Source organism: Lacticaseibacillus camelliae DSM 22697 = JCM 13995 (assembly GCF_001311195.1).
GTDB classification, from domain to species: Bacteria; Bacillota; Bacilli; order Lactobacillales; family Lactobacillaceae; genus Lacticaseibacillus; species Lacticaseibacillus camelliae.
On sequence record NZ_BBAJ01000048.1, the window covers coordinates 1 to 17,387 of the forward strand.

A 17,387-nucleotide genomic window follows, 5' to 3' on the forward strand; every position below is an offset into this window, starting at 1 on the left:
GGGCTTGGTAGCGCAGCCCGTGCGGCCCGTCGCTCATGCGAATGGCGGGGATGCCGGCGACGTTTTCGCTGCTCCAAAAGTCCTGGCCCGACGTGAGTTTGATCGCGTCCTGGTCGGATAGCTCGCGGCGAGTGGCGCCGCTGCCGATGGTGATGGTCATACTAAAACCCCCAATTCTTACCTTGAGAATAACACGCCAGTTGGGTTCTGTAACGCGCTTGGGGTCGCTTTATTTGGTGGAAAAAGGGGGTGGTCGTGGTACGATGAAGCGTGTTCACAAAAAAAGGGGAGACCATTGAAGTGAAAAAAACATCGCGCACTGAAAATTATTGGGGGCCTGCTTGGGGCCGTGGTCGTTGTTCTAGGCGGCTACATTGCGTACCTGTACGCGGCCTATTACCGCCTGCCGGACAACCTGAAGTTGCGGCCGCAGCACAACCAGGCCGGCGCAGTCCAGGTGGGCAAGACCTACCGTGCCCAGTCCTACAACATTGGCTACGATTCGTACCCGCCAAGCTATTCGTTTTTCATGGACGGGGGCAAGTACTCGCGCGCCTATAGCAAGAAGGCCGTCCAGGACTCACTGGCCGGCGTGATCAAGACGACGCGCCAAGGCGATCCGGACTTCGCCTTTTTTTTCAGGAAGTGGATCAGGACGGTGACCGCTCGCAGCACGTCGACGAAGTGGCGGGTCTGCGCCGCGCATTTGGTCAGCAGTACAGCAGTGTTTACGGGCAAAACTACGACTCGCCGTACCTCTTTTACCCATTTAACCAGCCAATCGGTGCCGCCAAGTCCGGGCTGGTGACGCTGACTAAGTTCAAGGTGACCGGCGCCCGGCGGTACTCGCTGCCGATCGCGACTAACCCGACCAAGTTCACCGACCTCGACCGCGCCTTCACCGTGACGCAGGCCCCGACCAGCAACGGCAAGCACCTGCAGCTGGTCAACATCCACATGTCGGCGTTCACCAAGGACCGGTCGATTCAGCAGGCACAGTTTGCCAAGCTGTTCAAGTACATCAATCAGGCCTACCAAAAGGGCGATTACGTGATTGTCGGCGGGGATTACAATCACCGGCTGCTCAAAGACTCCGCGGCCATTTTCCACACCAAGCCGCAGGACGAGACCTGGACCCACCTGTTCCCGTACGATCAGCTGCCGGCAGGCTTCCACGTGCCGACCATGGGCTTGGCCAAGGCGGCCCAGCCGTCGGTGCGTGCGCTCGACAAGCCATGGGAACCGGGCAAGAGCTTCGTCACGCTGATCGATGGCTTCATTCTGTCGCCAAATGTGAAGGCTAAGTCGGTGAAAATCGTCGATACCGGCTTTAAATACTCGGATCACACGCCGACCCGCATGGAATTTGAGTTGGAACCGTAGCGGCGTATTCTGCCAGACGATCAATAAAGAACCAGTTCTCAGCAAATGAAAAGCAGTCGTCTTTAACGAGACGTCTGCTTTTCATTATGGTCTGGCACTGCGCGTTTTGACTAAAGGGGAAAGAGACTGGAAAAGGCTTCCGACCTGCCGCTAGCGCATGTCCCCAATGGTCTCTGCGTACCGCCGGCCAAGAAACTCCGCGGCGAGAAGCATGATATAGCTGCCGGTGATGGGATTATTTGTCTTGGTGACTGGGTACACTGATTTGAACAGGTATGCTTCTGGAATCCCCGGATTTTGGGTGAAAAGGGCAGTGTCGGCAGGTGAATTGGCAATCAGGTCGATGGTGGCTGAAGACTTGCTGATGAAGTAGCCATAAGTTGAAATCACGATTGCGAGATCACCATGCCTAAGTTGTTTAGCTTCAACCACCTGCTCATCACTAGTGCTGGGAACGTAGAGCACTTTTCCGTATCTTGCCAGGTCGGTCTGAATCACATTTGCAATCAATCTTGAGGTGGAGAAGCAGAAGATAAAGACTCGCGGTGCCCGATGAATGGCCTGTGCGAGCTGATCGAACAGTGCAATGTCAGCATTTGCGATGAACTCGGACATGGTGCGATCAAGCTCGCGGCCAAAAAAAATCTGAGGTATTCTTTTGGCTCATTTTTGATCAAGTTTAATTTTGTCTCCGAGATGTGAAAGCCAGAGGATTTGAGCGCTAATCTTTCTTTTTTGGCACTGTCTCGCATGTCGGTGTAGTTTCGAAACCCCGCGGCAACGACAAAGCGACTCACCGTTGGTTCAGAGACGTTGCACTGATGCGCCAGCTCGGTGATGGACATTTTGGCCAGTCGAGGGCCCAAGCGCAGGATGCAATCGGCCAACATCCAAGGAGTCGAGTTGATCGTATTCGTCTGTAAGACTTGAAGCATGCTTTCCTGTAACGTCATTTGCTTGCCCCTTTGAAAATTTTTTTCATGTTTGTGAATACTAGCCTTTAGACTGAATATACCACTCTGATACGAAAATGAAAGCCCCTACATTTGACCTATGATAGCTCTTGTAGGAGAAAAACGGACCTGGATGCCCGTGAGCGCCACAGCTTAGGGCAGTGTCTGATCATCCGAATGCTGCGTTTCAGTTAACATCTTCGAGGCCTCGACGAAGCGCTGACGGCAAGGCGGTAGTTCAAAATGAAAAAGTATTGGAGATCGTGCTTTCTTCCTATATCGTTCAGCAGTTGGTTGCAAGGGAGGCTTTTTGATGACCATTCCACATTTGCAAGACAATGATGGCCAGACTGTGCTCATGGTTGACGATAAACCATTTATCGGGTTGGCAGCGGAATGCCACAATTCCAGTGCCAGCAGCACAGCGTATATGAACACTCAGGTATGGCCCAGAGTCCTGCCACTGAACATTAATACGCTCCTGGTGCCGGTCTATTGGGAGATGATTGAGCCCAAGCCAGACCGGTTCGATTTTTCCTCGGTTCAGGACCTGATTTCAGAAGCGCGGGAGCATCAAGTAAAACTGGTATTACTCTGGTTCGGACTGTGGAAGAATGGCCTTTCGTCTTATGTTCCGGGATGGCTGAAAGAAGATTCCACCGTTCGTTATGCGCAAAAAAGAGACGGCCAGCATTTGTACTCGATTTCCCCGGCTGATCAAACTGCAGTTGACTTGGACGCAAAGGCATTCGGTCACCTGATGGCCTTCATTAAGAAGACGGATACCCAGCAGTCGACCGTGATCATGGTGCAGGTTGAAAACGAGGTCGGGCTGCTAGACGCAGATTTCGACTACTCGGTGGCCAAGGGCCCGGCGCTAAACCGACCGTTGCCTGACGTGTTTGGCGCCGCGCCAGCAGCAACTTGGCAAAGCCAGTTTGGCCCGCAAGCCGGCGAGTACTATATGGCATTTCTGTATGCCTCGGCGCTGCAAACGATTGCCGCCGCCGGTAAAGCGCAGTATGCCCTGCCGATGTATGTGAACGCATGGCTGGAGAAGCCGCTCGGTCGCCCAGGGGCTTATCCAACCGGTGGGCCGACAGTAAAAATGTTGCCTCTTTGGCAGAAAGTGGCAACGGCAGTCGACTTAGTGGCCCCAGATCTTTATGTGCCGAATTTTGAAGAGGTGAGTGATGCTTATGCGGCGCCGCAACAAGCATTGCTCGTTCCCGAAACCAGGCAGGATCTGCGAACAGTTTCGAACCTCATCTATGCAATTAGTCATTATAACCTCTTATTGTTCTCGCCATTTGGCGCAGAGGATTTCTTTAACCAGGATGTGACACTGGACGCTCATCTGTTGAAAGCAGTTGCCATTGACGCAGACGCGTTTGATTGGTCTAAGACGGGATCAGTACTGGCCAAAGCTTATGCGCTTTTGGCAGGGATGCTGCCACTGATTGTTCAAAAGCGCCAGCAGCCGCAAATGCATTCATTTCTGATCAGCCAGGCGGCCGACCGGGGCCGGAGAATCAAACTGGCTAGTTGTGAGGCGGCGGTTCATTTTGTCAAGCAGGAGGGAAACGTATCGCCTTCTGCGGGGTTCATTCTTGAGCTCTCCGAAAATGAGTTTCTGCTGTTTGGTCTCAACATTAGCGTGAATCTGTCTGCCTTGAGCCAATCGGAACGTTGGGTTGATCAGCCTCGAAGAAGGCACCTGGCAGGATGGTCAATGGCATGCTGGTCGAATCCTGAACGGCGACGAGAGAGTCAGAATTCAAGTCGGGGCGACGCCTCAGCTGCTCAAAATTAAGACTCACCTGTACTGATCGTTTTGCTCAAATCCCATTGAATAACAGTTACAGTAATCATTAGAGAAGGAGTGAAGATCGTGAAGTTGGAAAAAATTGGCGAGAAGATTTTACCGGTAGTCAGTAAAATCAGCAACCAAAAGCATTTAGCCGCGATCCGCGACGGGTTCATCATGGCAATGCCAATGAGCTTAGTTGGGTCGGTTGGGCTTTTGCTTCAGAATTTTCGCATTAACTTACTGAATACGGAATTGCCACTGGATCAAGATCCTTTTCAGAAGTTTCTGGTCTTTGTGTTCGGGAAACACTGGACGGCATTTCCTAATGCAATCACTAACGTTTGCAATAACTTGATTTCAATCGTGGTCACACTGACCATCGCCTACATGCTGACTCAGAACTATATTGAAGCGGGGAAGAAGGACAATAAGTATCAGCACGCTGATCCACTCGTTGCTGCCATTATCGCCCTGCTCGGTAGTTTCCTGGTTTTCCCGCAAAGTGCTGCAGGCAAACTTGGCAGCGTCTGGACGCAGGATTCGTTTGGCGCCACTAGCCTGATTCTGGGGATGATTGTCGCGTTACTCTCAACCATCATGTACGTTCACTTGTCCGACACCAAGTTGACAATTAAACTGCCGGATTCGGTTCCACCAGCGATTTTGAATGCGTTCGCCGCCGTGATTCCACTAGCCATCAGTGTGATTGTCATTAACGCAATCGAATTCATCATTCGCGCGTTTGGCTTTACAGGCATGCAGGATTTGATTTACAAACTAGTTCAAGCGCCGCTCCAGGGTGTTGGGACTTCTGTCGGTGGGGCGTTTGTGACGATTATCGCGCAGAATTTGGTGTTCTTTTTTGGGATTCACCCTGCTGCGCTGTCGCCCATCTTCCAGCCGATCAACACAATCAACCAGAATGATCTAACCAACCAGCTCCTTCACGGTGCCTCAGTGATGAACTTAAAAGGGGCGCCAATCGGCCAGACCTTACAGATCATCATGGGCCTGACGACCGTCGCTGTGTGTGTTGCAATCTTCCTGGTGGCGCGGCAGTCACCACATTATCTTTCAATCGCGAAGATCGAAATTATCCCGGGGCTTTTTAACATCGGGGAACCGATGATTTATGGCCTGCCAATCGTTCTAAATCCGTTCATGTTAATTCCGTATGTGTTCGCGAGTGCCATCACCGGGACAATTTACTATTGGCTTGAGATGATCCATGCAATCCCGGCCATTGCGATTGCCGTGCCGTGGACCACCCCGCCATTTCTGAACACATATCTGGCCTCAGGTGGTCACATCATGCCGGTGCTGGTCCAAATCATCTGCTTCGTCTTTGACGTGGTGATGTTTATCCCGTTTGTTAAGTTGGCGATTCGGTCCGAGGCCAACAAAGCGGCAGCCGACGCTAAGTAGCGCCAATTCAGCTCATCAATCTCATGTGAGGTCACACTCACATGAGATTTTGAATCGAGATGGAAAAAGGAGAAAAATTGAGAATGGCAAAGTCAGATGCTGACACGACGATTAAGCAACGCGTAGACCAACTTTTTAATGACCTTAGTTTCGACGAGAAGGCCGCTCAGTTGGTCGGCTATAATCAGGCGGCTTGGTCGAACGATGATTTGGAACGCGACTTTCCAAAGGGGTCAGGCCAGGTTTCCTTGCTGGTGGGCGAGGAGATGCAAAATATCGAGGACGTTGCCCGGGTCCAGCGCGAGATTCAGGAAAAGATCATCGCACTTTCACCGCACCACATTCCCGCTTTGTTTCACGTTGAAACACTGACGGGGGTCAAACTTCCTGGTGCCACCAGCTTTCCTACTGGCATCGCTCAGGCCGCCACGTTTGACCCTGCAGCCGCTAAGAAAATGGGCGAGGCAATTGGTCAGGAAACCGCGAGTGTGGGTGCGACACTGGCTTTTTCACCGGTCTTAGACATTTCTCGAGACGCGCGGTTTGGCCGCCAAGGCGAAACCTTTGGGGAAGACCCAACGCTTGCCAGCGAGATGGGTGCCGCAGTGGTGACGGGAATCCAGAAGTCTGGCAGGACGGCTGCTGTTGCAAAGCATTTTCTCGGTTACCAAGCGGCTGAAAGTGGTATTCATGCGGCTGTGGCGAACATTCCGGAGCGGCTGCTCCATGAAGTGTATGCAAAGCCGTTCCAGGCCGCCATTTCACTCGGCAAGCTGAAGGGAGTTATGCCTTGCTACAGCGCCATTAATGGCGAGCCGGTGACCGGGTCGAGGCACCTGCTAACCGATCTGCTGCGCCAGCAGATGGGCTTTAAAGGGATCGTTGCCTCCGATTACAGCGGCATCAGTGAAATCTTCACCCGTTATCATTTAGGCGAACAATTGGCTGACGCTGCACACCGGGCGCTGCTTGCCGGCGTCGATCAGGAGCTGCCTTCGATGAACGCATACAAACCAGAGGTGCTGAAGCAGTACGAGGGCCAAAAAGACTTTGATGACGCCTTTGCTGCCGCTGTGAAGCGGGTTTTGACGCTCAAATTTGAGCTGGGAATATTTGACCATCCCTTCGCAGATGCACCAACCGAGGCCGCGCGAAGCTTCAAGCAACCGGCAGCCATTGCGGCTAGCCGGCGCGTTGCCACCGAGTCGTTAGTCCTGCTCAAAAATAAGGGCATTCTGCCTTTAAGCAAGAACAAGCAATCGATTGCGCTGATTGGGTGGCACGCCGACGCGATTCGCACCATGTTTGGTGGTTATACCTACATGTCGACAATCGAAAAACATTTTGGGGTCAAAAATACGATGGCCGGGGTCGAGGATGTCAAGACTGATCAGGCGCCGGCGGGGCCTAAGAAACACTACTCAGGTCCAATGTTGACGTGGAAAATCCCGACGTTGAGGCCTTTGCTCGTTCCCAGCAGCCGCAGATGATGTCTTTGCGGCAACAAATCGAAGCTGACGTGCCGAGTGCGACAGTCAATTATGCCTATGGGTTCCCGTATGTCGGGGATGATGAAAGTCACTTTGCCAAGGCCCTTGATGCGATTCGTCAAAGTGATGTCGCCATCATCACAGTTGGGGGTAAGTACGGCACTGGCTCTTCCGCGTCACAAGGGGAAGGAATCGATGCCACTGACATCAATTTGCCCAAGTGCCAGGAAGACTTCATCAAAGCCGCAGCGCACCTGAATAAGCCGCTGATCATCGTGCATTTTGGCGGTCGACCAATCTCCAGTGATGCGGCTGACACCTACGCAGAGGCAATTTTGGAAGCATGGAATCCTGCCGAATGCGGCAGTGAAGCCATCTCCAGTGTGATTTTCGGAGACAGTGAGCCGACCGGCAGAATGCCGGCAACCACTGCTTATACCGCCGGCCAACTGCCGCTTTACTACAATCATCCGAACGGATCCAGCTATCACCAGGCGACCGGCGGTGCGTTTGACGGCTATGTGGACTGTCCCCATGAGCGCGGTACTTCTTTGGTGAGGGCCTGGCCTACACAACGTTTGATTACGGTGAGTTTAAAGCGACGACAGATTCGGCTGGAACAATCCATGTTTCGTGCGCTGTCACCAATACCGGCCACCGCAAGGGCACGGAAATTGTTCAACTGTATGGCCGCAATTGCCACGCTTCAATGGTGCGGCCAAACATTGAGCTTCTCGGTTTTGTCCGAGTGCAGCTTAAGGCACAGGAGACGAAGAAGGTGGCATTCACCGTGCAACCGAGTCAGCTCGCCTACTTGAATGACGACATGAAATGGGTCATCGACCAGGGCGACTACCAGTTTTCCATTGGCCATTCTGCTGGTGCAATCAAACTGAGTGGTGCGGCGACGATTCGGAAGACCCGGTACTTCGAGGAACGGGACCGGGTGCTTTTCGCGCAAGCTGCGGTGACGGCTTTGACCGCGAAATAATGTTGCTGCGGGTTGGTCCGGGCGTCTACAAAGCGCAGTTAGCAGTTCAGTAAGCCAAGCAAAGTGCCTCAGTGGCTGAAGTATGGAGGAATGAATTTGGAAGAAGCAAAACTTAGACAGTTATTGAAATCACTCACAATCGAAGAAAAAAATTGGCCAGTTGGTTCAGCTATCTGGGGAGTTTTACAACGCCTCAGACATCTCAATGGGGCCTCAGCGCAAGCTTGGCATCACTCAACGGATGGTCGATCTTTCCGGATCGGTTCTGAACGTGGCCGGTGCAAAGCAGATTCATCGCTTGCAGGAAGCATATTTGGCCAAAGGTGGGCACGCCATTCCGCTGCTGTTCATGTCGGACATTGTCTATGGCTACAAGACGGTTTACCCGATTCCATTGGGGATGGGTGCTTCCTGGGATCCTCGGTTAATCAAGAGGCTTATGAGAATGCTGCCGAGGAAGCGTATGCTGGCGGCCAACAAGTTGCCTTTGCCCCAATGGTTGACTTGGTGCATGACGCCAGGTGGGGCCGGGTCTTGGAATCAACCGGCGAGGATCCATACCTTAACGCGCAATTTGCCAAAGCCATGGTGGGTGGGTTTCAAAGTGGCCTCAAGGACGGCAAGGGCATTGTCTCATGCGTGAAGCATTTTGCGGGCTACGGCGCGGTCGAAGCCGGCCGCGAGTACAACTCTGCAGACATGTCTATGAGTAATCTTTACCAGAATTATCTGCCATCATACAAGGCGGCGATTCAAGCTGGCGCGAAAATGGTGATGACCTCGTTGACCACCCTGAACGGCGTGCCAGCCACTGCCGATAAGTGGCTGTTGAATGATCTGTTGCGGAAGCATGGGGCTTTACGGGCGTGGTAATCAGCGATTATGCGTCAATCTATGAGTTGACCCAGCATGGCTTTGCCGCAAACGAGCAGGACGCTGCGTATAAGGCATTGGATGCAGGGGTCGACATTGATATGAAGTCCCCATGCTATGCTAATGGGTTGAAACCATTGCTCGAGGATGGTCGGCTCAGCGAGGAGAAAATTGATGCGGCCGTTTGGCGTGTGCTGTCACTGAAGAATGAGCTGGGTCTGTTTGAAGATCCGTTCCGCGGTTCCTCCGAAGCACTGGAAAAAGCCAACCTACTGACCCCAGCTAAGCGCCAGCTGGCCAGAAAGGTCAGCCAGGAGGCGATGGTTCTGCTCAAAAATGAGCGGCATTTGCTCCCACTTAACCGTTCAGGCCATCGGCGGGTTGCACTGATCGGCCCCTATGCGGATGAGTCTAAGATGTTGGGCTTGTGGGCAATTCATGGTTACCCGAAGGATACAATTACCTTTAAGCACGGGCTCAGTGAGTATCTGGATACGAGTCGGTTGACCGTAGAAAAAGGGACAGATATCATACGCGATGCTGATTTCTTCGCCGAGTCCGGGCGCCCGGAAGATCAAGCAAGCGGTCAGATCTCCGATTCGGCCACTGAGAAGAAGCATCACGATAGTGCAGTTGCTGCGGCTAAGCGTGCTGACATTATTATTTTTGCCGGTGGCGAGCATACGCTGCAAAGCGGCGAGGCGGGATCCAGGACTAAACTGAGACTGCCAATGATAACCAGCAACGCTTGCTTGACGAGCTCGCGACGTTAGGCAAGCCAATCATTTCGGTGATCATCAGTGGCCGGCCGTTAGTCTTGACTGATGTCCTCGCGGATTCTGATGCCGTCATCCAGGCGTGGTTCCCGGGTATCGAAGGCGGGCACGCATTGGCGGACATTATCTTTGGCGCTTACAATCCCTCGGGACGGCTGTCAATGAGTATGCCGGCGGTCGAGGGCCAAGCCCCAATTTACTATAATCACCTCAGCACAGGGCGGCCTGAAAAGACCTCTCAACACGTTGGTCGGTTTGTTTCGAGGTACACAGACGCGCCAACTGGCCCGTTATTTCCATTTGGATATGGGCTATCGTACGGCAAGGTCACTTATCACCAGCCGACGATTGACCAGAGCCAAATCAGTTCAGCTCAATCAGTGACGATTCGTGTGCCAGTCGAGAATACTAGCGAAATTGACAGAACTGAAACCGTTCAACTTTATTTGCACGATGAAGTGGCTTCAATTGTCCAACCGGTCAAGCGTTTGATCGATTTCAAACGTGCATTGGTGCCTGCTGGCGAAACGTTGATGGTGTCATTTGTAGTCAAGGCGGATCGGCTGGGGTTTTACAACCAACAGGGTAAGTATGTGATCGAGCCCGGCAAGTTTGAACTGATGATTGGTCCGAATTCAGATGAGACGCAAACGGTGGAGTTCAGTTTGAAGGATTAGCGTGGGCCAAAGAGAGTCAAAAACAGACGCTATCTAGCAACGAATAGCGTCTGCGTGAGACTAACGGAAATAATCTGGTCAACAATCAAAATCAAAGCCCTGACGGCCGTCTCTTAGGCGGCCGTTTTTGGTGCCCAGGACCATCAGCAAAGTTGGTTAGGCCAGCACCAAGTCGCCAATCGTGGCCGAGGCATTTTTGGGGCCAGTCGCCGCGGCGACAGAGAGTGTGACATTTTTCGGCAGCTCAGGGAAGACGACGATCACGTCCGCATTTTTGCCGTGGTCCTTGATGGCGTCAAGATCCATGTCGGCGAGCGCTTGGCCTGCGGCGACGGTGTCGCCTTCCGCCACGTGAAGCGTGAACGGGGCGCCCTTAAGCTCGACGGTGTCGATACCCATGTGGATCAGGACGTTAATGCCGCCCTCGCCTTCAATCGTGATGGCGTGTTTGGTGGAAAAGATGTTGGTGATTTTGCCAGCAATGGGCGACACCACGATACCATCAGTTGGTTCAACGGCAAACCCGGCGCCGATCGTGCCAGCAGCAAAGGTCGCGTCTGGGACCTGGCTTAACGGAATCAGATTGCCGTCCACCGGCATTGCCAAGGTCTGGTCGTTCAGTGCGGTCTGGCCTGCAGTTTTCGCCTGAGCCTGCTCGACCGCGGAGTGTTGACTGATCTTGTGCCCAAGGGCAAAGGACAGCACGGCACTGAGCAGAAAAGTGGCGGCGATGCAGACGACGATCCACACCATGTTCATCAAGTTACCGGCCTTGGCGTAAACTGGCAGCGATGTGATGCCAGGCATCACAAACGCGTAGCACTTGACGCTGAAGATGACGGTCAACGCGCCGCCAATGCCGTTGGCAATCATCGCCGAAATAAACGGCGTCTTGTTGACCACATTGACGGTGTACAAAGCGGGTTCGGAAATGCCAAGAAACGCGGAGAAGCTGGTCGACATCGCGGCTGAGCGCATTTCCTTGTCCTTCATTCTCAGGGCTGCGCCAAACGCCGCGCCGGCTTCGGCCATGTTGTGGCAAAAGGAGATTGGCAGCAGGTAGTCGTAGCCGAGCGTCGCGATGTTCTGAATCTGAATCGGGGAGGTCGACTGGTGCATGCCGGTCAGGACGATCAGCGGCATGAAGAAACCGAGCAGGAACCCGGCGAGCAGGCCGGCCTTCTTAAACAGCCAAACGATCCCGGTTGCCAGGTATTGGCCGCCGTACGCGCCAAGCGGTGCAAGAATCCACATCGCGATGGGCACGGCGATGGCCAGTGTCAGCGCCGGCACGACGACCATTTTCAGCACTTCCGGTACGTAGCGGTCGATAAAATGATAGACAATGGCCATCAGTCCGACGCCTAGGATGACCGGAAAGACGGAGGTCGAGTAGGTGAAAGTCGGGATTGTCAGGCCAAACAAGCTGAGGCCAGACTTGCCGCTGGCGATGGTCGCGGTAAACGTCGGGTACAGCAGCGCGCCGGCCATGCAAAGGCCAAGAAATTCATTGAGTTTGAACTTGCGCGCGGAAGACACGGCCAGCAGAAACGGCAGAAAATAAAAGGGCACGTCAGAGATGAGTGAAAACAGCGCGTAGGTCGAGTTCTTTGCCAGGACTGGGGCAATCGTCACCACAATGGCTAGAATGCCCTTCAGGATCCCACCGGCAACCAAGGCCGGCAGAATTGGTGAAAAGATATCCGTGATCGCGGTGAAAATGACGTTGGCCGAGAGCTTCCGCTTTTGCGCGGCGGCTGAGGCGATCGCCGGCGCGGTCTTTTGATCAGCGCCAATCACGTCGACCACTGCGTCGTATACTTCACTGACATTCGGGCCAATCACGACCTGATACTGGTTGTTTTGAAACTTTGCCCCCAGGACGCCCTGAAGTTTTCCAATCGCAGCCATGTCGGCTTTGCTGCCGTCTGCCAGGCTGAAGCGCAAGCGGGTCACGCAGTGCAAATAGTTGGTGATGTTTTGTTTGCCGCCCAAGTCAGCGACGATTGCAGATGCCAAGGTATGATTATCCATCATGATTCCTCCGTTTTAGTCTGCTGGCAGTGCTGCTTGATCCGGTCGCGATACCAGTAGAAAGAGTCCTTCTTATACCGCTTGTCGCTGCCGTGTCCGGCGTTATCCCGGTCCACGTAAACGACCCCGTAGCGTTTATCCATGGTCAACGGGCCGCATGACACGAGATCGATGACGCCCCACATGGTGTAGGCGAGCAGGTCGACCCCATCAGCGACGGCCAGGTCGAGTTGATCCAAGTGCGCCTTGAGGTACGCGATACGGTAAGGGTCATGGACCGACCCGTCGGCCTCGAGCTGATCATGGGCCCCCAACCCATTTTCAGCGACAACGATTGGGAGGTGATAGCGGTCATAAAGCTGGTTCAGGGACACGCGCAGACCGACGGGATCGATTTGCCAACCCCATTCCGAAGCCTTCAGGTATGGGTTCTTTTTCGTCATAATTAGGTTGCCGGCGGTCTTGGCCCAATTCTTCTGATTGGTCGATACCTGGGAGAAGTAGTAGGAGAAGGCGACAAAGCCAACGGTGCCGTCTCGCAGGAGCGCCGCGTCGCCGGCTTCCTGGTGAACGTGGACGTTCAGCAGATTGAAGTACCGCTTCATGTAGGTCGGGTAGTAGCCGCGGGCCAGCACGTCCAGGTAGAACCAGTTCGAGTACTGGTCGTCTTGAATCGCCTGCATGTTGTCTTCGGGTTTGCAGGTGGCGGGGTACGTGGTGAACCGGGCAATCATGGCGCCGACCGGTTCGTTCGGGACTAGCTTGCGACCGAGTTGCACGGCGCGAGCGCTGCACAGAAACTGGTGATGCAGGCTTTGAAAAATGGCCTGGTCCATGTTGGACTCCGTGCCAGGGATCAGGCAGGCGCCGTCCCAAGGAGAAAATTTGGCCGCGTTGATTTCATTAAACGGCAGCCAGTAATCCACCACGTCGCCTAGGCGCTGGTAAAGCACGGTGGCGTACCGCTCGAAGAACGCAATGATCTGGCGGCTTTTCCAGCCGCCGTACTTAGTCACTAAGTGGACCGGAATGTCGTAGTGGACCATGGTTGCCAGAACTTTGATCCCATGCTTCTGGCATTCTTCAAACACGTCATGGTAGTACTGAATCCCAGCCTCGTTTGGGGTGTCATCGTCGCCGTTGGGAAAAATCCGCGACCAGCTGATCGACGTCCGGAAAATCTGCAGCCCCATCTCGGCCATCAGTGAAATGTCTTCCTTGTAGTGGTGGTAGAACTCGACCCCGCGTCGCAGCGGGTAATAAGTTGTGCCCGGGTCCTTGAGGGCCGCGTCAAACTCGCGCTTAGAAAAAGGATCGTGCTGGTGCTTTTCCTCGATTTGTTCAGGATCCCATGTGGGGTCCAAATAGCGCAGGTCTTGGGTCGAAAGGCCTTTTCCGCCTTCGCCGAACCCACCTTCGGACTGTGAAGCCGCGGTTGCGCCGCCAAGCAGATACGTGTTTCTCATTGCCATACTCAATTGTCCTTTCCCAATTTCCAATCTGAATAAAAAAAATCCGCCCTAAACCAGTCGCTAGGACTGATTAAGGACGGATCATTCCGCGGTGCCACCTTAATTGCGCACTGGACTTTAAGATCCAGCGCGCCGCTCGCCGAAGAGCCCACACTCTCCTGGTAACTGACGCATACCTCTCGTACAGACTGACTTGCCGTCGAGCTCCGGTGCCGCAATGGACTTACGTCTAACCATCACTCGCTTGCGTGCTCTGCACGCAGCGCTCGTGATTGGTTAGCCGAAGTCCTAAGTGCGCGGCACCTACGCTCTGGCTTTTGGTCTGTCCCTCAGTGGCCCATTTAATTGCCTGCGTTCGACGACACTCTCAGCACTGGTCGCTCTCTGGGCGTGCACAACAATCTTGACTTCCACCTCAACGGTTTAGGACGAATTATTCGATTAACGCTGATTCTAAGACTCTGTTAATCAAACGTCAACCGGATTCTCATAATTCATGCAGCGGCGCGATAACGCAACAAGGCCCAGACTCCCGGTGAGTCTGGGCCTTATTTAACGCCTAGCTGTTTTAGTCGAAGAAACCGAAGTAGTCATGCGCGTTGTTGTAAGAGATGTCCTGGACCATTTTGCCAAGGATGTTGAGGTCGTCAGGCACCTGGCCGCGCTCCGCCAGTTCGCCAATGTAGTCGCAAAGTACGCGGCGGAAGTACTCGTGGCGCGGATAGGAGAGGAAGCTGCGCGAGTCCGTCAGCATGCCGACAAAATTGCCGAGCAGGCTTTGCTGGGCCATGGTCCGCAGCTGTTCGCGCATGCCTTCACGGGTGTCGTTGAACCACCAGGCGGCGCCGAGCTGCAGCTTTTGCTTGATGCCGTCGCCGTAAAAGTCGCCCATGCCCGAGGCCAGCACCATCCAGTCGTTCGGGTTCAGGGAGTAGAAAATCGTCTTCGGGATCGCATCGGCATTGCCCATGTCCATGTAGAGCTTCATCATTTCCTGGGCAATGTCAGGCTGGCCGCCCATGGAGTCAAACCCGGTGTCCGGGCCGACCTTGTTGAACATCGGCTGGTTGGCGTTGCGAATGACGTTGATGTGGAACTGCATGGTCCAGTTGTGCTTCTGGTTCAGGCGCATCAGCGCTTCGATCAGGCCAGTGGTGTAGCCGTCGACTTCAGCTGCAGTCAGGGTCTCGCCGGCTTGCGCCTTGGCCATGATGGCATCCAACGTGGCCTTGTCGACCTTGTTGAAGTGGAAGCTGTTCAACCCGTGGTCGGAGAGCTTGCCGCCCAGGCTGGCGAAGAAATCAAACCGCTGGTCGAAGGCGGCAACGAGGTCATCTAAGGTGGTGATGGTGACGCCGGCTGCACGGCCCAGTTCCTTCAGGTAATCTGCGTACCCCGGCGCGCTGATGGCAAACGCCTTGTCCGGGCGCATCGCCGGCAACACCTTGAAGCCGTTGTCGGCCTCCTCGGCCTTGAGCAGCTTGTGGTACTTCAGGTCGCTGGCGGGATCGTCGGTGGTGCAAACCACTTTGACGTTGAACTTGCGGATCAGTGCCCGGGGCTTGAAGTCGTCGGTGGCCAGCAGGGCGTTGGCCTTGCCCCAGACGGCCTTGGCGTTGTCCGGGGTGAAGGGCTCGTCGATGCCAAAAATCCGCGACAGCTCGAGGTGAGACCACTCATACAGCGGATTACCCAACGCCTTTTGCAGGGTCTCGGCCCAGGCGACCAACTTCTGATACTCTTCGCCGTCGCCGGTGATCAGCTCCTCCGGCACGCCATTGGCCCGCATCAGGCGCCACTTGTAGTGATCGCCGAACAGCCCGTCGTTGATCCAGATCCGTGTCAGGTTCGGGTAATTTTGGTTCTCATATATTTCTTTTGGCACGAGGTGGCAATGAAAATCGATGATCGGCATGCCTTCGGCGTACTGATGAAACAGCTTGCGACCGGTTTCGTTGGTCAACAGAAACTCCTTGTTCAACAAGGTCATGTGCTTTCTCTCCTTTGAAAAGTTGCTCAACTGATATATGAATTCGCTTACAGTTTGGCATGATGAGCCAGCGTTGTCAACGATGGGCCGAGCACAATCGGTTCGCCGAACCCAAAAAGGCCGCCTCACGAGGAGACGGCAGGGGCGCAAAGTTTCAATCGGTTTAGGCGAAGTAGTCCGAGTGGGCCTTTACGGCCACGGCGGCATCCGCGTCAACCATGTGCAGGTGCCGTGACACCGCGGTTTCGGCGCGCGTGCCTTGCTTGTTTTTGACGGCGTCGAGGATGGCCTGGTGGTCGTCGATGATCTGCTGCCAGTCGAGGTCCTTGACCTCCAGGCGCAGGTAACGGAACCGGTTGAACTGCAGGTTACACAGCTGGATCCAGTTCCAAACGTAGTCCTTGGCATCCACCTGGTAAAAGGTCTTGTGAAAGGCGTCGTCGAGGTCGAAGAAGTGGTCGTAATCGTGCTTAGCCAGGTACTTTTTCTGCTGGGCGATCATGTCATTCAGGGTGGCAAAGTCGTCAGCCGTCATTTTGGGAATGCTCTCCACGACCACCACTTTCTCCAGACTTTCGCGCACAAAGCGCGCCTGATACACCTCAGCTAAGGCAATTTTTGCCACATAGGTGCCACTTTGCGGCTGAACCACGATCAGGCCTTCGCGCTGCAGGCGAATGATGGCCTCGCGCACCGGCGTGGTGCCGATGCCAAGCTGGGTCTCCAGCGCTTTTTTTATTGATGCGTTGACCAGGGACAAGCTCCAGACGCATGATCTGCTTCAGGATCGCCGCGTAGGCCGCATCTTGGTAATTGACGGTTTCTGCCATATCACACCTCGAAAATTTACTACTGCTAGTATAGCAAATACTGGTCGGTTGCAACGGCGGTGTCAGGCTGCCAGGACAGTTAATCCCGCTAGTTGACCGTTGAAAGCGGTTGAGGGAAGTGCTATCCTACAGAGGAATTGATATATCAGTAGTCGTCCCGTGTTCACAACGCGGAAAAGGAGGATATTGTCATGGTGCAGTTAGTCGATGATTATCAAGGCAACGCCCAGGCGTTCACTCAGGCGGGCATCACGGTGCCGCAGTTCGATCAGGCCGAGGCCCGCGCGGCCGCAGCGCAGGCCCCAGTGTGGGTCCACTTCGGCGGGGGCAACCTGTTTCGGTGCTTCCACGCCGCCATTGCCCAACAGCTATTGAATCAGGGCACGCTGAACGCCGGCGTGATTGTCGCCGAAACCTACGACGAAGGCGTGGTCGACCAGGCGTACACCCCGTTCAACGACCGGTTCCTGCAGGTCGTGATGGATGAGAAAGGCAACTACGACAAGACGCTGATCGCCAGCGTGGCTGAAGCCATCTACTATAATAAGGCCAACCCGGCCGGCTGGGCGCGGCTGAAGGCGGTGTTTGAGCAGAAGAGCCTGCAGCTGGTCACCATGTCCATCACGGAAAAGGGCTACAGCCTGCGCAATGTTCGACGGCGCCCTGACCCCGGCCGCCGAGGC

Annotated in this window: 12 protein-coding genes and 4 pseudogenes; 10 read left to right on the top strand and 6 right to left on the bottom strand. The window is 54.4% G+C overall.

Going from position 1 to position 17,387, the window contains the following annotated elements; genetic code table 11:
- Nucleotides 1–319 precede the first annotated feature (319 nt).
- Nucleotides 320–1,383 (top strand): annotated as a pseudogene (locus JCM13995_RS09145) (endonuclease/exonuclease/phosphatase family protein).
- Nucleotides 1,384–1,533: 150 nt separating this feature from the next.
- On the opposite strand, the gene JCM13995_RS09150 reads toward JCM13995_RS09145, so the two are convergent.
- Together JCM13995_RS09150 and JCM13995_RS17760 are read right to left on the bottom strand one after the other, a co-directional pair.
- Nucleotides 1,534–1,998: a MurR/RpiR family transcriptional regulator gene (locus JCM13995_RS09150; RefSeq protein ID WP_162230938.1), complete on the bottom strand. Its 465-nt coding sequence runs from the start codon at nt 1,996–1,998 to the stop codon at nt 1,534–1,536.
- Nucleotides 1,890–2,336, bottom strand: coding sequence for a hypothetical protein (locus JCM13995_RS17760; protein WP_082397796.1), 447 nt, complete (start codon nt 2,334–2,336; stop codon nt 1,890–1,892). The genes JCM13995_RS09150 and JCM13995_RS17760 overlap by 109 nt, the downstream gene beginning before the upstream one ends.
- A gap of 1,447 nt (nt 2,337–3,783) precedes the next feature.
- On the opposite strand from JCM13995_RS17760, the pseudogene JCM13995_RS17765 reads away from it, so the two are divergent.
- The 8 genes and pseudogenes from JCM13995_RS17765 to JCM13995_RS17080 all read left to right on the top strand — a co-directional run bounded on the left by JCM13995_RS17765 (nt 3,784) and on the right by JCM13995_RS17080 (nt 10,378).
- Nucleotides 3,784–4,165, top strand: a pseudogene (locus JCM13995_RS17765) (DUF5597 domain-containing protein).
- A gap of 62 nt (nt 4,166–4,227) precedes the next feature.
- Entirely contained in the window at nt 4,228–5,571 is a 1,344-nt protein-coding gene (locus JCM13995_RS09160) for a PTS sugar transporter subunit IIC (RefSeq protein ID WP_054664905.1), read from the top strand.
- 83 nt (nt 5,572–5,654) lie between these two features.
- Entirely contained in the window at nt 5,655–7,061 is a 1,407-nt protein-coding gene (locus JCM13995_RS09165; protein ID WP_054664907.1) for a glycoside hydrolase family 3 protein, read from the top strand.
- A complete protein-coding gene (locus JCM13995_RS14525) occupies nt 7,058–7,879 on the top strand; it encodes a glycoside hydrolase family 3 protein (protein ID WP_156314408.1) in 822 nt (273 codons plus the stop codon). Before JCM13995_RS09165 ends, JCM13995_RS14525 begins: the two co-directional genes overlap by 4 nt.
- Nucleotides 7,771–8,052, top strand: coding sequence for a fibronectin type III-like domain-contianing protein (locus JCM13995_RS09175; protein ID WP_082397799.1), 282 nt, complete (start codon nt 7,771–7,773; stop codon nt 8,050–8,052). Before JCM13995_RS14525 ends, JCM13995_RS09175 begins: the two co-directional genes overlap by 109 nt.
- 90 nt (nt 8,053–8,142) lie before the next feature.
- Nucleotides 8,143–9,068: pseudogene (locus tag JCM13995_RS17070) on the top strand (glycoside hydrolase family 3 N-terminal domain-containing protein); the annotation flags it as partial.
- Nucleotides 9,069–9,245: 177 nt separating this feature from the next.
- Nucleotides 9,246–9,698 (top strand): glycoside hydrolase family 3 protein, encoded by a 453-nt coding sequence (locus tag JCM13995_RS17075; protein ID WP_263849638.1) that lies wholly within the window; start codon nt 9,246–9,248, stop codon nt 9,696–9,698.
- Nucleotides 9,674–10,378 carry a glycoside hydrolase family 3 C-terminal domain-containing protein gene (locus tag JCM13995_RS17080; RefSeq protein ID WP_263849637.1) on the top strand — a complete coding sequence of 235 codons (705 nt, stop codon included), beginning with the start codon at nt 9,674–9,676 and terminating at the stop codon, nt 10,376–10,378. Before JCM13995_RS17075 ends, JCM13995_RS17080 begins: the two co-directional genes overlap by 25 nt.
- A 156-nt stretch (nt 10,379–10,534) precedes the next feature.
- Here the strand turns inward: JCM13995_RS17080 and JCM13995_RS09185 are convergent, their stop codons facing one another.
- The 4 genes from JCM13995_RS09185 to JCM13995_RS09200 all read right to left on the bottom strand — a co-directional run bounded on the left by JCM13995_RS09185 (nt 10,535) and on the right by JCM13995_RS09200 (nt 16,634).
- Complete coding sequence (locus JCM13995_RS09185; protein ID WP_156314409.1) at nt 10,535–12,415, bottom strand: glucose PTS transporter subunit IIA; 1,881 nt, start codon at nt 12,413–12,415, stop codon at nt 10,535–10,537.
- Nucleotides 12,412–13,884, bottom strand: a complete 1,473-nt coding sequence (locus tag JCM13995_RS09190) for a glycoside hydrolase family 1 protein (RefSeq protein WP_054664915.1) — start codon at nt 13,882–13,884, stop codon at nt 12,412–12,414. The genes JCM13995_RS09185 and JCM13995_RS09190 overlap by 4 nt, the downstream gene beginning before the upstream one ends.
- Before the next feature lie 568 nt (nt 13,885–14,452).
- Nucleotides 14,453–15,874, bottom strand: a complete 1,422-nt coding sequence (gene uxaC / locus JCM13995_RS09195; protein ID WP_054664918.1) for a glucuronate isomerase — start codon at nt 15,872–15,874, stop codon at nt 14,453–14,455.
- 163 nt (nt 15,875–16,037) lie between these two features.
- Entirely contained in the window at nt 16,038–16,634 is a 597-nt protein-coding gene (locus JCM13995_RS09200; protein ID WP_225350826.1) for a GntR family transcriptional regulator, read from the bottom strand.
- Between the two features lie 261 nt (nt 16,635–16,895).
- On the opposite strand from JCM13995_RS09200, the pseudogene JCM13995_RS09205 reads away from it, so the two are divergent.
- A pseudogene (locus JCM13995_RS09205) lies at nt 16,896–17,387 on the top strand (mannitol dehydrogenase family protein); the annotation flags it as partial.

Excerpts from the sequence above, each read along its gene's own strand:
- JCM13995_RS09150 (WP_162230938.1), bottom strand. The coding sequence starts at position 1,998 with ATGTCCGAGTTCATCGCAAATGCTGACATTGCACTGTTCGATCAGCTC.
- JCM13995_RS17760 (WP_082397796.1), bottom strand. The coding sequence starts at position 2,336 with ATGACGTTACAGGAAAGCATGCTTCAAGTCTTACAGACGAATACGATC.
- JCM13995_RS09165 (WP_054664907.1), top strand. The coding sequence starts at position 5,655 with ATGGCAAAGTCAGATGCTGACACGACGATTAAGCAACGCGTAGACCAA.
- JCM13995_RS14525 (WP_156314408.1), top strand. The coding sequence starts at position 7,058 with ATGATGTCTTTGCGGCAACAAATCGAAGCTGACGTGCCGAGTGCGACA.
- JCM13995_RS09175 (WP_082397799.1), top strand. The coding sequence starts at position 7,771 with ATGGTGCGGCCAAACATTGAGCTTCTCGGTTTTGTCCGAGTGCAGCTT.
- JCM13995_RS17075 (WP_263849638.1), top strand. The coding sequence starts at position 9,246 with ATGGTTCTGCTCAAAAATGAGCGGCATTTGCTCCCACTTAACCGTTCA.
- JCM13995_RS09185 (WP_156314409.1), bottom strand. The coding sequence starts at position 12,415 with ATGATGGATAATCATACCTTGGCATCTGCAATCGTCGCTGACTTGGGC.
- JCM13995_RS09190 (WP_054664915.1), bottom strand. The coding sequence starts at position 13,884 with ATGGCAATGAGAAACACGTATCTGCTTGGCGGCGCAACCGCGGCTTCA.
- uxaC (WP_054664918.1), bottom strand. The coding sequence starts at position 15,874 with ATGACCTTGTTGAACAAGGAGTTTCTGTTGACCAACGAAACCGGTCGC.